This window comes from Rhodococcus sp. WB1 (genome assembly GCF_001700945.1).
GTDB lineage: Bacteria > Actinomycetota > Actinomycetes > Mycobacteriales > Mycobacteriaceae > Rhodococcus > Rhodococcus aetherivorans.
Genome location: NZ_CP015529.1, coordinates 3,628,540 through 3,644,401, shown reverse-complemented (window position 1 = coordinate 3,644,401; position 15,862 = coordinate 3,628,540). Strand labels below are relative to the sequence as shown.

General features: G+C 71.1%; 10 protein-coding genes. 5 read left to right on the top strand and 5 right to left on the bottom strand.

The window, feature by feature from the left end; genetic code table 11:
• Window positions 1-70: 70 nt before the first annotated feature.
• The 4 genes from A4U64_RS16025 (at window position 71) to A4U64_RS16010 (ending at window position 4,008) form a co-directional block, all read left to right on the top strand.
• Entirely contained in the window at window positions 71-925 is an 855-nt protein-coding gene (locus tag A4U64_RS16025; RefSeq protein WP_006938750.1) for a PHP domain-containing protein, read from the top strand.
• Window positions 922-1,341 carry a hypothetical protein gene (locus tag A4U64_RS16020; protein WP_065922823.1) on the top strand — a complete coding sequence of 140 codons (420 nt, stop codon included), beginning with the start codon at window positions 922-924 and terminating at the stop codon, window positions 1,339-1,341. The genes A4U64_RS16025 and A4U64_RS16020 overlap by 4 nt, the downstream gene beginning before the upstream one ends.
• Before the next feature lie 445 nt (window positions 1,342-1,786).
• Window positions 1,787-2,980, top strand: a complete 1,194-nt coding sequence (locus tag A4U64_RS16015; RefSeq protein WP_029542499.1) for an NAD(P)-dependent malic enzyme — start codon at window positions 1,787-1,789, stop codon at window positions 2,978-2,980.
• 80 nt (window positions 2,981-3,060) lie between these two features.
• Window positions 3,061-4,008: a glycine betaine ABC transporter substrate-binding protein gene (locus tag A4U64_RS16010; RefSeq protein ID WP_065922822.1), complete on the top strand. Its 948-nt coding sequence runs from the start codon at window positions 3,061-3,063 to the stop codon at window positions 4,006-4,008.
• On the opposite strand, the gene A4U64_RS16005 is transcribed toward A4U64_RS16010, so the two are convergent.
• From A4U64_RS16005 to A4U64_RS15995, 3 genes are read right to left on the bottom strand one after another with little or no spacing between them, the layout of a single operon-like run.
• A complete protein-coding gene (locus A4U64_RS16005; protein ID WP_050034871.1) occupies window positions 3,967-4,884 on the bottom strand; it encodes an alpha/beta hydrolase in 918 nt (305 codons plus the stop codon). The two genes, A4U64_RS16010 and A4U64_RS16005, sit on opposite strands and share 42 nt — an antisense overlap.
• A gap of 10 nt (window positions 4,885-4,894) precedes the next feature.
• Window positions 4,895-5,722: an SDR family NAD(P)-dependent oxidoreductase gene (locus tag A4U64_RS16000; protein ID WP_006938739.1), complete on the bottom strand. Its 828-nt coding sequence runs from the start codon at window positions 5,720-5,722 to the stop codon at window positions 4,895-4,897.
• Window positions 5,719-7,302: a flavin-containing monooxygenase gene (locus A4U64_RS15995; protein ID WP_029542501.1), complete on the bottom strand. Its 1,584-nt coding sequence runs from the start codon at window positions 7,300-7,302 to the stop codon at window positions 5,719-5,721. The genes A4U64_RS16000 and A4U64_RS15995 overlap by 4 nt, the downstream gene beginning before the upstream one ends.
• A gap of 71 nt (window positions 7,303-7,373) precedes the next feature.
• On the opposite strand from A4U64_RS15995, the gene A4U64_RS15990 reads away from it, so the two are divergent.
• Window positions 7,374-8,006: a TetR/AcrR family transcriptional regulator gene (locus tag A4U64_RS15990; protein WP_065922821.1), complete on the top strand. Its 633-nt coding sequence runs from the start codon at window positions 7,374-7,376 to the stop codon at window positions 8,004-8,006.
• A gap of 118 nt (window positions 8,007-8,124) precedes the next feature.
• On the opposite strand, the gene A4U64_RS15985 is transcribed toward A4U64_RS15990, so the two are convergent.
• Both A4U64_RS15985 and A4U64_RS15980 read right to left on the bottom strand, forming a co-directional pair.
• Window positions 8,125-11,895, bottom strand: a complete 3,771-nt coding sequence (locus A4U64_RS15985) for a multifunctional oxoglutarate decarboxylase/oxoglutarate dehydrogenase thiamine pyrophosphate-binding subunit/dihydrolipoyllysine-residue succinyltransferase subunit (RefSeq protein WP_084648654.1) — start codon at window positions 11,893-11,895, stop codon at window positions 8,125-8,127.
• Between the two features lie 107 nt (window positions 11,896-12,002).
• Window positions 12,003-15,803 carry an ABC transporter ATP-binding protein gene (locus tag A4U64_RS15980; RefSeq protein ID WP_065922819.1) on the bottom strand — a complete coding sequence of 1,267 codons (3,801 nt, stop codon included), beginning with the start codon at window positions 15,801-15,803 and terminating at the stop codon, window positions 12,003-12,005.
• Window positions 15,804-15,862: the final 59 nt, after the last annotated feature.

The following is a 15,862-nucleotide window of genomic DNA, read 5'->3' as shown; positions in this document are numbered from 1 at the left end:
CACTGCGTCATGCTAACCCGCCCCGGGCCGGCCGCCGGGGCTGCGCGACGGCACCTGACACACTGGTGGGGTGCGTATCGACCTGCATGCCCACTCGCTCGCCTCCGACGGGACCGACACCCCGGCGGGGCTCGTCCGCGCGGCCGCCGAGGCCGGGCTCGACGTCGTCGCCCTGACCGACCACGACACCACCGCCGGCTGGGACGCTGCGGCCGACGCCCTGCCCGGGGGACTGCGGCTGATCCGCGGCATGGAGATGTCGTGCACCGGGCGCGGCGAGGACGGCCGGCCCGTGGCGGTGCACCTGCTCGCGTACCTGTTCGACCCGCGGGACGAGGCGTTCGCGGTCGAGCGGGAGCGCCTGCGGGCGGAGCGGGTGGCCCGCATCCGGGCGATGGCCGAGCGGATGGCCGACGACGGGCTGCCCGTCGACCCCGAACGGATCGTCACCGCCGCCGGCCCGGTGGCCGGCCGACCCCACCTGGCGCGTGCGCTGGTGGAGGCGGGTGTCGTCCCGAGCATCGACGCCGCCTTCGCAGACCTGCTCTCGTCGCGGGGCCGCTACTACGTCACCAAGGCGGACACGCCGCTGTCGGACGCCGTGCGCATGGTCGCCGCGGCCGGCGGCGTCACCGTCGTGGCGCATGCCCGTGCCCGCTCGCGCGGGCGGCTGCTTGCGCTCGACCACATCGAGGAGCTCGCCGAGCTGGGCCTCGGGGGCCTCGAGGCGGACCATCCGGACCACGATCCGGCCGACGCGAGGCTCATGCGGGACATGGCGGCGAAGCTCGACCTGTTCGTGACCGGGTCGTCCGACTACCACGGCGGCAACAAGAAAGTCTCCCTCGGCCGGTACACGACGGACCCCGAGGCGCTCGAGGCCCTGACGGCCCGTGCCACCGGGATCGAGGTGCTTGCGGGATGACCACCTGGGGCCGCCCTGCGCGACGTCACGACCGCGCCGACGGGTACGACGACTACTTCGCCGACGACTCCGGCCGCGACCCCTACGGCGCCCCCACGGCGGCGCCGTCCCGCCCGGGTCGCGGGGCGCCGCGGCGGGACGGGCTCGTCGTGCGGGGACTGCGGGCGCTGTCCGGCGTGGTGTGCGGCGCGGTGATCGTCCTGACGGTGGTGGTCTGGGCGGCGCAGTACCTGGGCGACAAGCGGGATTTCCCGGGACCGGGCTCGGCGTCGCTGTCCGCGCACGTCGTCGCGGTGGTCGTCGCGTCGGCCGCGCAGGTGTTCGCGGACCGCCGGCGCGGGCTCGCCGCCGCCGTGGGCGCCGGTGTGGTCTATCTCACGGGCGCGGTCCTGATGTTCACCCAGTGGTGGGGCTGACGTTTCGCGCGCCGTCCGTTACCGGTAGGTAACCGGCCGGCATCTCGGGCTTTTGTCTCGGAACGGCTCCGATCGCGGGGTCGACATTCCGGCTCTGCTGTCCAAACTCACAGGTGAGCGGGGAAAAACGTGAGACATTCGCAAGAAATACCGATTTGATTGTTGGGTTGTGAAGGTGGCAAACTTTTCCTCAATCCGGCGTCGGTGCCACCGCCCCGAAGCCGGACGAAGATGGCAGACCCTGTAGAGGGCTCGTCGCCAGGGCTCACCCGCCTCGGCGCCATCACGCTCCGGAAGTCGTACAGCGTTGTACAGCGGTAACCGTGATCGCGCCCGGAAGCTTCACCGAAATGTCCTTGGCGAAGCGCTGCGCCGGATGTCCGTCGCGCAGCTACTTCGCAGTAACCGGAACCCGAGTGGTTCCGGCTCGAGCAGGAGTGTCATCGTGTCAATCGTGTCTGATGCACCTACCCCCCGGAAGGTCGAATTGACCGACGAGGAAATCTTCAGCAGCCATATCGACGGCAAGCTGTCCGTCGAGCTCACCGCACCCCTGGAGACGCAGCGCGATCTGTCGATCGCCTACACGCCCGGCGTCGCGCAGGTTTCCCGCGCGATCGCGGCCGACGAGACCCTCGCCGACCGCTACACCTGGACCAACCGCCTCGTGGTGGTCGTCTCCGACGGTTCGGCGGTGCTCGGCCTCGGTGACATCGGCCCGCGCGCGTCGCTGCCGGTGATGGAGGGCAAGTCCGCCCTGTTCAAGAAGTTCGCGGGCCTGAACTCGATCCCGCTGGTGCTCGACACCAAGGATCCCGACGAGATCGTCGAGACGCTGATCCGGCTGCGCCCGAGCTTCGGCGCGGTCAACCTCGAGGACATCTCCGCCCCGCGCTGCTTCGAGATCGAACGACGCGTCATCGAGGCGCTGGACTGCCCGGTCATGCACGACGACCAGCACGGCACCGCCATCGTGGCACTCGCCGCGCTCAAGGGCGCCGCCAAGGTGCAGGGCCGCGAGCTGGCCGGCCTGCGCATCGTCATCTCCGGCGCCGGTGCCGCCGGCGTCGCCGTCGCGAACATCCTGCTCGCCGCCGGCGCGGCCGATGTGACCGTGCTGGACTCGAAGGGCATCGTCTCGGCCGAGCGCACCGACCTGAACGAGGTCAAGGTCGACCTGGCCGCGCGGACCAACCCGGCCGGCCGGCACGGCGGGCTGATCGAGGCCCTCGACGGCGCGGACGTGTTCATCGGCGTCTCGGCCGGCACGGTGCCGGAGGAGATCGTCGCTCGGATGGCCGACGGCGCGATCGTGTTCGCGCTGTCGAACCCGGATCCGGAGATCCACCCGGAGGTCGCCGCCAAGCACGCCGCGATCGTCGCGACCGGCCGCAGCGACTTCCCGAACCAGATCAACAACGTGCTGGCCTTCCCCGGTGTGTTCAAGGGCGCGCTCGACGCGGGCGCCCGGCGCATCACCGAGGGCATGAAGCTCGCCGCCGCCGAGGCCATCCTCTCGGTCGTCGGTGACGAGTTGGCCGTGGACAAGATCGTCCCGAGCCCTCTCGATCCGCGGGTGGCGCCCGCCGTCGCCGAGGCCGTCGCGGCCGCGGCGCGGGCCGAGGGCGTCACCGACTGACGCGATCGACCGCACGCCCCGGCCGGAGCCCGCACCCAGGTTCCGGACCGGGGCGTTCGGCTTTCCGGGGATGCGCGAGGATGGGCATCGTGTGGAGCGCGAGGAGCCGGGGACTGCGGGGCGAGGGATTCATTCGGGCGGTGGCCGGGCCGGTGGTCGCCGTCGCGGTGCTGACCGGGTGCGGGCCGTCGGTGGTCGACGAGTCGACGGACGTCGCCACCGTGGTCGTCGGCGCCGGAGACGACGCCGCGAGCGAACTGCTCGCCCGGATCTACGCGGGCGCCCTGGCCGGTAGCGGGACCCGGACCGAACTGCGCACCGGGCTCGGCGGCCGCGCCGACTACCTCGCGGCGCTGGACGCGGCCGAGGTGACCCTCGTGCCGGACTACACCGGACGGCTGTTGCGGTACTTCGCCCCGGCTGCGACGGACACGGACGCCGAGGACGTGTTCGAGGCGCTCGCCCGATCCCTGCCCGACGACATGGCGATCACGGACTATGCTGCCGCACAGGATCGTTCGGTGCTGTTCGTCTCCGACGCCACCGCTGCCCGGCTCGGTACCACCGAGTTGGCCGGGATCGTCGGCCGGTGCGGCGAGCTGACCGTGACGGTCACGGGCGGATTCGAGGAGAACGACGGACTGCGGGACATGGCCGAAAGAGGCTGCGTCCCAGGCCGTGTCGAAACCGACGACGCGCCGGGGCCCGCGGCCGGCGGGGGCGTGGCCGCGCTGACGACCGCCTCGGCCGCCGCGCGCGACGCGACGGGCGTCGCGCTGCAGGATGCGCCGGACCGCGCGCCCGGATCCGGTCCGGAGACCGGAACCGGCACGGAGCCACCGGTGTTCACCGCACAGAACGTCGTCCCGGTGTTCCGCAAGCACGTCCTCGAGGAACGTCAGCTCGAGGCCCTGAGTCTCGTCGCGGGGGAGCTGACCACCGCCGACCTGGCCGAGATGCTCGACCGGATCGGCGGCGGCGAGGACTCAGCCGTCGTCGCGCAGGCGTGGCTCACCGAGCACGTGTGAGCGCAGGAAGGCGCCGAGCTGTGCCACCGCGTCGGCGGCCTCGCCCACCAGCGCGGCCTGCAGATGGGCCACGTGCCACAGTTCGCGCTGCTCGGTGACCGTCACGTCCACCCCCGCCTCACGCAGCTTCCGGGCGAACTCGGTGACCTGCGGGTACAGCATCTCGCCGGTGCCGACGTGGATCAGCGTCGGCGGCAGGCCGGTCAGGTCTCCGCGCAGCGGCGCGTAGCCGGGGTCGGAGGCGTCGCGGTCGCCGAGATACGCCCGCGCCGACGCCGAGATCCAGGCGGCGTTGAGGACCGTGTCCCGGTCGAAGGGGAAGTCCCGCGAGGCGGGATCGACCCAGGGCGCGATCAGCCCCAGGGCGGCGGGCCGCACCCCGTGCCGGTCGATCAGCCGGCGCGCCGCCGCGACCGTCAGGCCGCCCCCGGCCGAGTCGCCGGCGATCGGGGCGGTCTGCGGGGTCACGCCGTGCTCGGTCACCAGCTCGAGGTACGCACCGACCGCGTCGTCCAGTGCGGCGGGGTAGGGGTGTTCCGGGGCCAGCCGGTAGTCGAGCACGTACACCGCCGAACCCGAGGCCGCGGCCAGGTGCGCGGCCAGGGACCGGTGCGTGGCGGGCGAGGCCACCGTGTACCCGCCCCCGTGCAGGTACAGGACCGCGGTGGGACGTTCGGTGGCGCCGACGGTGACGCGTTCGGCGGGCCGGCCCGCGAGCGTGACCTGCTGCACCACCGTGCCCTCGGGCAGGGTCTGGATCGGCGCGACGAGCTCGAGCAGCCGGCGCTGGACGGGGTACGGCAGCCGCGCGTTGAGGGCGAGCCGGTAGGCCGGCCGCACCGCGGCCCGCACGACGGGCAGGGGGAGCTGGGGCATGACCGCGACCCTAGCCCTTCGGCACGAAGCGGCCACTGACGAATGCGACGACACGCTGATAGGACGGGCCCACCACGCGCACCCAGGCGTCGAGGAACTTCGCGTCGGCGCCGATGAGTACCCGGGCCCTGCCCCTGCGCACGCCCTCGACGATGGTGCGGGCCGCGTCCTCCGGGCTGGTGCGGGCCAGCTTGCGGTCGAAGAACTGGGCGAAGGACTCCTGATCGTCGCCGGCCGGGACGGCGGCGTTGCGGGCGATCGCCGTCTTGATGCCGCCGGGGTGCACGCAGGTGACCTTGACGGGGTGCCGGGCGACCAGCATCTCCTGGCGCAGCGCCTCGGTGAAGCCGCGGACGGCGAACTTCGCGGAGTTGTAGGCGCTCTGACCGGGGATGGCCAGCAGCCCGAACAGGCTCGAGACGTTGACGATGTGGCCGTCCCCGGACGCGACGACGTGGGGCAGGAACGCCTTGGTGCCGTTCACCACGCCCCAGAAGTCGACGTCCATGATCCGCTCGATGTCCTTGAACTCCGAGCGTTCGAACTCGCCGTGGTAGGCGATGCCGGCGTTGTTGTAGATCTGGTTGACCTGGCCGAAGTGGACGGCGACGGCGTCGGCGTAGTCGAGCACCGCCTCGCGCTGCGTGACGTCGAGGTGATCGGCCTTGACCTCGGCGCCGAGGTCGCGGGCCCGGCGCACAGTCTCGTCCAGCCCGGCGGTGTCGACGTCGGACAGGGCCAGCCGGGCGCCGCGCCGGGCGAGCTCGAGCGCCAGGGCACGGCCGATGCCCGATCCGGCGCCGGTGATCACGGCGACCTTTCCTGCGAACTCGCTCACTGCGCTGCCACCTTCCGGGTGTCGGTCTCGTCGGAGTCACGGACGGTCGCCGGCGTCTGCGCCGGGACCGGGGGGAGGTCCGCCGCGGCGACGCTGCGGTAGGCGTCCAGGTCGAAATGCTTGGTGATGCGGCGGAATTCGAACGTGAAGCTCGGCCACAGGGTGGTGTTGTTGCCGTGCTTGTCGAGGTACCAGCTGGCGCAGCCGCCGTTGCTCCACACGCTGCGCTTCAGGGCGTCCTGCAGGTTGCGGTTGTATTCGCCCTGCACCTCCGGGCGCACCTCGACGGTGCCGATCCGGTGGCGGTCGATCGTCTCGATCGCGTCCACCAGGTAGTTCAGCTGGGATTCGATCATGTACACCATCGAGGTGTGGCCGAGTCCGGTGTTCGGTCCCACGAGGAAGAACATGTTGGGGAAACCGGCGACGGCGGCGCCCTTGTAGCCCTGCATGCCGGTGGCGTCGAAGACGTCCGCCAGGCTGCGGCCGTCCTTGCCGAAGATGCCGGCGAAGGTGGGCGAGTCGGTGACGTGGAAGCCGGTGGCGACGACGATGGCGTCGACCTGGCGGGTGGTGCCGTCGCGGGTGACGATGCCGTCTGCGGTGACCTCGGCGATGCCGTCGGTGACCAGGTCGACGTTCGGCCGGGCCAGCGCGGGGTAGTAGTTGTTCGAGATGAGCATCCGCTTGCAGCCGATCCGGAAGTTCGGGGTGACCTTGCGGCGCAGCTCGGGGTCGGTGATCTGGCGGCGGATGTGCGCGCGGGCGGCGAGCTCGAGCGGCTTCATGAAGACCGGTGCCTTGGCCAGGCCGACGACCTGCGTCTCGCGGGTGAGGTACTGCAGGGCGCGGGACAGGCGCTGGAACCCGGGTACGCGGCGGAACGCGAGCCGCTCGACGGGGGTGTATTCGCGGTCGGCGCGAGGCAGCACCCAGGGAGCGGTGCGCTGGTAGACGTCGAGGTGGGCGACCTTGCCGGCGATGGCGGGCACGATCTGGATTGCGGAGGCTCCGGTGCCGATCACGGCGACGCGCTTGCCGGTCAGGTCCGCGTCGTGGTTCCACCGGGCGGAGTGGAAGATCTCGCCCCGGAACCCTTCGATGCCCGCGATGTCGGGCAGCGACGGCTCGCACAGCGCCCCGACGGCGGAGACGACGATCCGGGCGTCGAACGCACCCTTGGTGGTCTGCACGTCCCAGCGGTGGGTGGCGGTGTTCCAGCGGACGGTCTGCACGTCGCACCCGAACACGGTGCGGCGGCGTACGTCGTACCTGTCGGCGACCGAGGCGATGTAGGCCTGGATCTCGGGCTGGGGGGAGAAGGACCGCGTCCAGCCGGGGTTGAGGGCGAACGAGTAGGAGTACAGGTTGGACGGGACGTCGCACGCGGCGCCCGGGTACGTGTTGTCGCGCCAGGTGCCGCCGACCTCCGATCCGCGCTCGAGGACCACGAAGTCCTTGCCGGCCCGGGTCAGTCGGACGGCGGCGCCGAGTCCGGCGAACCCGCTGCCGATGATCAGCGTGTCGACCTGACGCGGGTGCGCATCGGTGGCGATGGTGTCTGTAACCGGAAGACTCATGTAAATAAGCGTAGGGCCATATTGAGCGCCGGTCAATAGCCTGTTGACTGCGATTCAACAAGAGTGTTTGCATGGCATCTGTGAAGGGCAACAGCAGCAAGCGCACCAGGCTGAGTCCCGCCGAGCGGCGGGCCCAGCTCGTCGACCTCGGCGTGCAACTGCTCGCCGAACGGCCGCTCGAGCAGATCTCCGTCGAGGACATCGCCGACCAGGCGGGGGTGTCGCGCGGGCTGCTGTTCCACTACTTCGCGTCCAAGCACGACTTCCACGTCGAACTCGTCCGGCACACCAGCCGGGACATGCTCGAGCGCACCGCACCCGACGACAGCCTCGAACCGATGGAGATGCTGCGCGGCACGATCGTCGCGTACGTCGACTACGTCACCGACCACCGCGACGCCTACCTGTCGATGCTGCGCGGCACCGCGAGCGGGGACCCGGACATGCGGCAGGTCTTCGAGGAGACACGCACCGCCATGGTCGATCGCACCGTCGCGTACCTGCCCCGCATCGGCATCGACGCCGGGCCCGCCGTCGCCCTGGCCGTGCGCGGCTGGATCGCGTTCGTCGAGGACACGACGATCGCCTGGCTCCGGGACCCGCAGCTCACCCGCGAGGAGTTCGTCGACCTCGCCGTCGCCGCCCTGCCCGCGCTGGCCCTCGCCGCAGGCGCACCGAATGTCACAGCGGTTCGATCTGAGTGAACGCGTGTGACATTCGGTCACGTCCCGGGGGGGGCGGAAACGGCGCGAGCCGGGCCGGCCGCCCCGAAGGGCAGGCACGACCCGGCTCGCGTGAGAACCGCGGGGCTACCGCCGGTGACTACCGGCCGAACGCCTTCTCCAGGATCTCCTGCTGCTCGACCGCGTGAACCTTGCTCGAGCCGGAGGACGGAGCCGACATCGCGCGCCGCGACGCCCGCTTGATGCCCGACAGCTTCTCGGGCAGCATCTCCGGCAGCGCCAGACCCAGGAACGGCCACGCTCCCTGGTTGGCCGGCTCCTCCTGCACCCAGAAGAACTCGTGCGCGTTCGGGTACCGGTCGAGCGCCTCGGCGATGCGGCGACGCGGCACCGGGTACAACTGCTCGATCCGCAGGATCGCGATGTCGTCCCGCTTCTCCTTGTCCTTCTTCGCCTTCAGCTCCCAGTAGAGCTTGCCGGAGGTCAGCAGGACGCGGGTGACCTTGTCGCGGTCGCCGCCCTCGTTCTCGTACAGCGGCTCCTCGAACACCGAGCGGAACTTGCCGGTGGTGAAGTCCTCGAGGTCGCTGACCGCGGCCTTGTTGCGCAGCATCGACTTCGGCGTGAACACCACCAGCGGGCGGCGGATGCCGTCGAGGTGATGGCGGCGCAACAGGTGGAAGTAGCTCGCGGGCGTCGACGGCATGGCCACCGTCATCGACCCCTCGGCGCACAGCTGCAGGAACCGCTCGATGCGGCCCGAGGTGTGGTCCGGGCCCTGGCCCTCGTGGCCGTGCGGCAGCAGCAGCACCACGTCGGAGAGCTGACCCCACTTGGCCTCGCCGGAGGAGATGAACTCGTCGATGATGGACTGGGCGCCGTTGACGAAGTCACCGAACTGCGCCTCCCACAGCACCAGCGCCTCCGGGTTGCCCACGGAGTAGCCGTACTCGAAGCCCAGGCCCGCGAACTCGGTCAGCGCCGAGTCGTAGACCATGAACTTGCCGCCCTTGCCGCCCTCGGCCGCCACCTGCTGCAGCGGGGTGTACTCGGCACCGGACTTGCGGTCGATGAGCACCGCGTGGCGCTGGGTGAAGGTGCCGCGGCGCGAGTCCTGACCGGCCAGGCGCACCAGGGCACCCTGCTCGACCAGCGAACCGAACGCCAGCAGCTCGGCGTACGCCCAGTCGATGTGGCCCTCGCGGGACATCTCCCGGCGCTTCTCGACGACCGGCTTGACGCGCGGATGCACGGAGAAGCCCTCGGGGACGTTCACGAACGCGTCGCCGATCCGCTCGAGCACCGACTTGTCGACCGCGGTGGTCAGCTTCGCCGGCGGCGTCTGGTCGAGCTCGACCGACTCCGACGGTTCCGGCTTGTACTTCTCGAGCTCGCGGACCTCGTTGAAGACCCGTTCGAGCTGGCCCTGGTAGTCGCGCAGCGCGTCCTCGGCCTCTTTGAGCGAGATGTCGCCACGACCGATGAGGGACTCGGTGTAGCTCTTACGGACGCTGCGCTTGGTGTCGATCACGTCGTACATCGCCGGCTGCGTCATCGACGGGTCGTCGCCCTCGTTGTGGCCGCGACGGCGGTAGCAGATCATGTCGATGACGACGTCCTTGTTGAACTTCTCCCGGAAGTCCACGGCCAGCCGGGCCACCCACACGCACGCCTCCGGGTCGTCCCCGTTGACGTGGAAGATCGGCGCGCCGATCATCTTCGCGACGTCGGTGCAGTACTCCGACGACCGCGAGTGCTCGGGTGCCGTGGTGAAGCCGACCTGGTTGTTGACGACGATGTGCACGGTGCCGCCGGTGCGGTAGCCGCGCAGCAGCGCGAGGTTGAGGGTCTCGGCCACGACGCCCTGGCCGGCGAACGCGGCGTCGCCGTGCAGCAGCAGCGGCATGACGGTGAAGCCGCCCTCGCCCTTGTCGAGGATGTCCTGCTTGGCGCGCACGAGGCCTTCGAGGACCGGGTTGACGGCCTCGAGGTGCGACGGGTTCGCCGTGAGCGACACCTTGATGTCGTTGTCGCCGAACATCTGGATGTAGTTGCCCTCGGCGCCGAGGTGGTACTTGACGTCGCCGGAGCCGTGGGCGGCGGCCGGGTTCAGGTTGCCCTCGAACTCGGTGAAGATCTTCGAGTACGGCTTGCCGACGATGTTGGCCAGCACGTTCAGGCGGCCGCGGTGCGGCATCGCGATGGCGACCTCGTCGAGCTCGTGCTCGGCGGCCTGGTCGATGATCGCGTCCATCATCGGGATGACCGACTCGGCGCCCTCGAGCGAGAACCGCTTCTGGCCGACGTACTTGGTCTGCAGGAAGGTCTCGAACGCCTCGGCGGCGTTGAGGCGGCTGAGGATGTACTTCTGCTGCGCCACGGTCGGCTTGACGTGGTGCGCCTCGACGCGCTCCTGCAGCCACTGCTGCTGCTCGGGATCGAGGATGTGGGTGTACTCCACGCCGACGTGGCGGCAGTAGGCGTCGCGCAGCACCGACAGCACGTCGCGCAGCTTCATGCGCTGCTGACCGTGGAAGCCGCCGACGTTGAACTCGCGGTCGAGGTCCCACAGGGTCAGATCGTGCGTGGTGACGTCGAGGTCCGGGTGCGACCGGAACTTGTCCTTGACGAACTGCAGCGGGTCCGTGTCGGCCATCAGGTGGCCGCGGCTGCGGTAGGCGGCGATCAGCTCGAGGACGCGGGTGCTCTTGTCGACCGCGCCTTCCGGCACGTCCTTGCGCCAGCGGACCGGCTCGTAGGGGATGTGCAGCGTGTGGAAGATCTCGTCGTAGAAATCGTCGCTGATCAGCAGGTTGTGGACGGTCCGCAGGAAGTCGCCGGACTCCGCGCCCTGGATGATGCGGTGATCGTACGTCGAGGTCAGCGTCATCAGCTTGCCGACGCCGAGCTCGGCGATGCGCTCGTCCGAGGCGCCCTGGAACTCGGCGGGGTACTCCATCGCACCGGCACCGATGATGGTGCCCTGACCCGGCATGAGCCGCGGTACCGAGTGCACGGTGCCGATGCCGCCCGGGTTGGTCAGCGAGATGGTGACGCCGGAGAAGTCCTCGGCGGTGAGCTTGCCGTCGCGCGCACGACGGACGATGTCCTCGTACGCGGAGTAGAACTGCGCGAAGTTCATCGACTCGCAGTTCTTGATCGCGGCGACGACGAGCGAACGGTTGCCGTCCTTGCCGGCCAGGTCGATGGCCAGGCCGAGGTTGGTGTGCGCGGGGGTGACCGCGTTCGGCTTGCCGTCGATCTCGGCGAAGTGGCGGTTCATGTTCGGGAACGCCTTCACCGCCTGCACGATGGCGTAGCCGAGCAGGTGAGTGAACGACACCTTGCCGCCGCGGGTACGGGCGAGGTGGTTGTTGATGACGATCCGGTTGTCGACCATCAGCTTCGCAGGGATGGCGCGCACACTGGTGGCGGTCGGGATCGAGAGCGAGGCGTTCATGTTCTTCGCGACGGCAGCGGCAGCGCCACGGAGAACCTTGGACTCTTCCTGGGTGGCCGGCGCGGCGGGCTTCGCGGGGGCCGGCTTGGCGGCGGCGGGCTTCGCGGGGGCCGGCTTGGCGGCGGCGGGCTTGGCCGGTTCCGGAGCGGGAGCCGCCTTGGGTGCCGGTGCGGGCTTCGCCGGGGCAGTAGCGGCCTTCGGCGGAGCCTGGGCCGGGGTGGCCTTCGAGGCGGGGGCGGATTCGGTGGAGGTCGGGGCGGAACTCTGCGCCGGACGCTGGGTCTGCGTGGCGCCGTTCGCGCCACCCGCGACCGCCGCCTCCGGGGAGTAGTCCGTCAGGAATTCGTGCCAGCTGGCGTCCACGGACGACGGATCGTCCTGGAACCGCTGGTACATCTCGTCAACCAACCACTGGTTCTGTCCGAACTGGGAAGTAGAGCTGCTGCTCACGGCAGTTGTTCGCCTCGTTTCTTTCTTCGGTACCCGATCGGAGTGCCTATGTATATGAGGCTAGCCCGCGGCTGTGACGAACAAAAAAGCTCTGCCACGGTCGAGACCTACCTCACAATCTCTGATTCGATGGGATCCCCATCGACGACGGTTCTCGACAGCCGATTATTCCCTGCCCGCATTTGGGCCGCATCACAGAGGGTCGTGTACACGCCTCCGGCGTGCCGCAGTGCGTCGTGCGATCCGGTCTCCACGATGCGCCCGCCGTCGACCACGACGACCAGGTCGGAGCGTGCCGCGGTGGCCAGCCGGTGGGCCACCACCACGGCGGTGCGGCTGCGGGTCACCGACTCGCCCGCCGCGAGCACCGCCCGTTCGGTGCCCGGGTCGAGCGTCGCGGTGGCCTCGTCGAGCAGCAGCAGGTCCGGATCGACGAGTTCGGCCCGGGCCAGCGCCACGAGCTGACGCTGCCCGGCGGACAGGCCCTGCCCGCGCTCGCCGACGGGATGCAGCATGCCGCCGGGCAGCCCGGCGATCATGTCGAGGGCCCCCACCGCGCGTGCGGCGGCCTCGATGTCCGTGCGGTCCGCGTCGGGCCGCCCGTAGGCGATGTTGCTCGCGACGGTGCCGGTGAACAGGTGCGCCTCCTGCGGGACGACGCCGAGCCGGGCCCGGTACTCGGGCAGGCGATACCCGCGCAGGTCGACGTCGTCGACCCGCACCGAGCCGGACGTCGGATCGTAGAACCGGGCCAGCAGCTTGACGATCGTGGACTTGCCGGCGCCGGTGCGGCCGACGAGCGACACCGTGGAGCCGGCGGGGAAGTGCAGGTCCACGCCGGTGAGCGCGTCGGTGTCGGCTCCCGCGTAGCGGAACCCGACGTCGTCGAGGCGCACGTCGCCGCGCAGGTGTCCCGGGACGGGCACCGTGCCGGTGCCGCCCGTCTCGAGGGAACTCTCGGTGCGCAGCAGGTCGCCGATCCGGCGCAGCCCCACCCGGGCCTGCTGGTAGCCGTCGAACACCTGCGACAACTGCTGGATGGGACCGAACAGCAGGCCGAGGTAGAGCACGAACGCGACGAGCACGCCCGCGGTCGTCGCCCCGGAGGCCACCTCCCGGGCTCCGACGAACACCACCGCGGCCAGCGCGAGGTCGGACAGCAGCGCAATGAACGGGAAGTACAGCGAGATGGCCCGCTGGGAGCGCATCCGGCTGCGCCGGTACGCATCGGCGCGCTCGGCGAACCGGCGGGCCGCGAACTCCTCCCGGCGGTAGGCCTGGGCCGCCCGCAGCCCGGTGACGTTCTCCTGGAAGTCCGCGTTGACCAGGGAGATGCGTTCGCGGGAGACCGAGTAGGCCGTGGACGAGACCCGCCGGAACCACAGCGTCGCCGCGAGCAACGGCGGCACCACCGCCAGCGCCACCAGCCCCAGGGTGAGGTCGGTGGCGAGCAGGGCGACCGAGATCCCGACCAGCGTCAGCACGCTCACCACCGCGGTGGACAACCCGGTCTGGATGAACGAGGAGAGCGCGTCGACGTCCGTGGTCATCCGGGTCATGATGCGGCCGGACAGCTCCCGCTCGTAGTAGTCCAGACCCAGCCGCTGCAGGTGCGCGTAGCTGCGCACCCGCAACCCGAACAGCACCCTTTCGCCGGCGCGGGCGGTGAGCACGGTGAGCACCGCGACCACCAGCCAGGCCAGGAGCGCCAGCGCGGCGCCCACGGCGGTGGCCGCCCACAGCCGCGCGGGTTCGCCCGGCGTGACGCCGCGGTCGACGGCGTAACGCACGATCGACGGGAACGCGATCGACGTCAGCGACTCGACCGCCAGGCACAGCACCACCGCCGCCAGCAGCCACCGCACCGGCCGCAGCGTCCGGGAGAGGCGGAACTCGGGGTCGGGGCGCCGCAGCTGTGCCGTGTCCAGCCCCGGTTGCTCGGTGGCCGGGGGCAACGCCTCGACCGCCCGGCGCAGCGCCGGCGTGGGGGCGATCGACCCGAGGGCGCCGCTCATCGGACCGCCGCCGCGGCCACCCCCGCCCGGCCCCGCCTGCGGCGCGGCCGCCCGGACCGCGGCCGGATCGGAGTCGGGCGCCGCCTCCGGCCACAACGCTTCGACGCCGTACCCGTCGGCGCGGTCCGGTTCCGGCGTCTCGTCCTCGGCGCCACTGAGCAGGGCCCGGAACAGGGCGTTGCGCGCCTCGAGTTCGTGGACGGTCCCGGAGTCGACGACGCGACCGCCGTCGAGCACCGCGACCCGGTCGGCGAGCGACAGCGTGGACCGCCGGTGCGCGAGGATCAGCGTGGTGCGCTTCGGGCGCGCCCGCAGCGCCGCGAAGATCGCGGCCTCCGTCTCCGCGTCCACCGCGGAGGTCGCGTCGTCGAGGATCAGCACCCGGGGGTCGAGCAGCAGCGCCCGGGCGAGCGCGACGCGCTGCCGTTGCCCACCCGACAGCGTCAGACCGCGCTCCCCGACGACGGTGTCGTACCCGTCGGGGAGCGCCTCGACGAACTCGTCGGCGCACGCCGCCCGCGCGGCGGCGCGGATCTCCTCGGCGCTCGCCTCGGGCCGGCCCAGCGCGATGTTCGCCGCGATCGTGTCCGAGAACAGGAACGGTTCGTCGAACACCAGGCTCACCGCCTCGCGCAGGTGCTCGGCGCGCAGGGCGGCGACGTCGATCCTGTCGCCGTCGGCGGTGGTGACGTACACGGCGCCGGATTCGGGGGCGTAGAACCGGGGCAGCAGCAGCGACATCGCCGTCTTGCCGGAGCCGGCGGAGCCGACCACGGCGACGGTCTCGCCCGGCGCCAGTTCGAGGTCGAGACCGTCGAGCACGGGCCGGCCGGGCTCGAAACCGAACGTCACCGCGTCGAGGACCAGCCCCAGCGGCCCGTCCGGCAGCGGCACCGGATGCGGCGGGTCGGCGACATCGGGCTCGGTGTCGATCACCTCGTACACCCGCTCGACCGCGGCGCGGGAGAGCTGCGCCATGATCACCACCGAGAACAGCGTGCGCGTCGTCGCGGTCATCGTCGCCAGGTAGGCGGCGAACGCGAGGAACGTGCCGACGGTGACGGTGCCCTGCAGGGCCAGCCAGCCGCCGAGCGCGATCACGGCGACGAGCCCGAGTTGCGGGATGGCACCCATCGGGGCGGCGAACGTGGCGTTGATCCGGGCGGCGCGCATGCGCTCGGCATAGAGGGCGCGGCCGTGCTGTTCGAGCTGGTCCACGGCGCGGGCCTCCTGCCCGAACCCCTTGACCACCCGCACCCCGGTGACGGTCTCCTCCACGTGCTGGGCCAGGTCGGCCGCGCGTTGCTGCGCCGACCACGTCGCCGCGAACAGTTTGGGCCGGACGACGGCGACCACCCCGGCGATCACCGGGACGGTGACGAGGGCGACGAGGGTCAGCAGCGGCGAGAGCACCGCCATGATCACCAGCGCCAGCGCGAACTGCAACAGCGCCCCGGCCGACATGGGGACCATCGCCAGCAGGCCCTGGACGAGTTGCAGGTCGGTGATCGACCGCGACACCACCTGCCCGGTGCGGATCTGGTCCTGGCCGCGCCCGTCGAGCCGCTGCAGCGAGGCGAGCAGCCCGAGCCGCAGGTCGTGCTGCACGTCCAGCGAGAGCCGGCCGGCGAGCATCCGCCGGCCGTACTGACACCCGAACCGCACCAGCGCGCCCACCGCGATCGCCGCCGCCGCCAGCCCGATCAGCTGCAGGTCGTGGCCGTCGGGGTGGGTGGCGCTGTCGAGCGCCAGCTTGGTCAGCAACGGGAACGTGATGTCGATCAGTGCGGCGACGACGGTGACGGTCAGCGCGCCGAGCGCGACGCGGCGATGCTGCCAGGCCTCCGCGCCCAGCCGACGGATCCAACCGGGGGAACGCGCGTCGTGTGCCATCGTCTTCCGACATTAGCGCCGGCCGGGGACACGGGAGGATTCTGCGGCGAGGGGGTGGT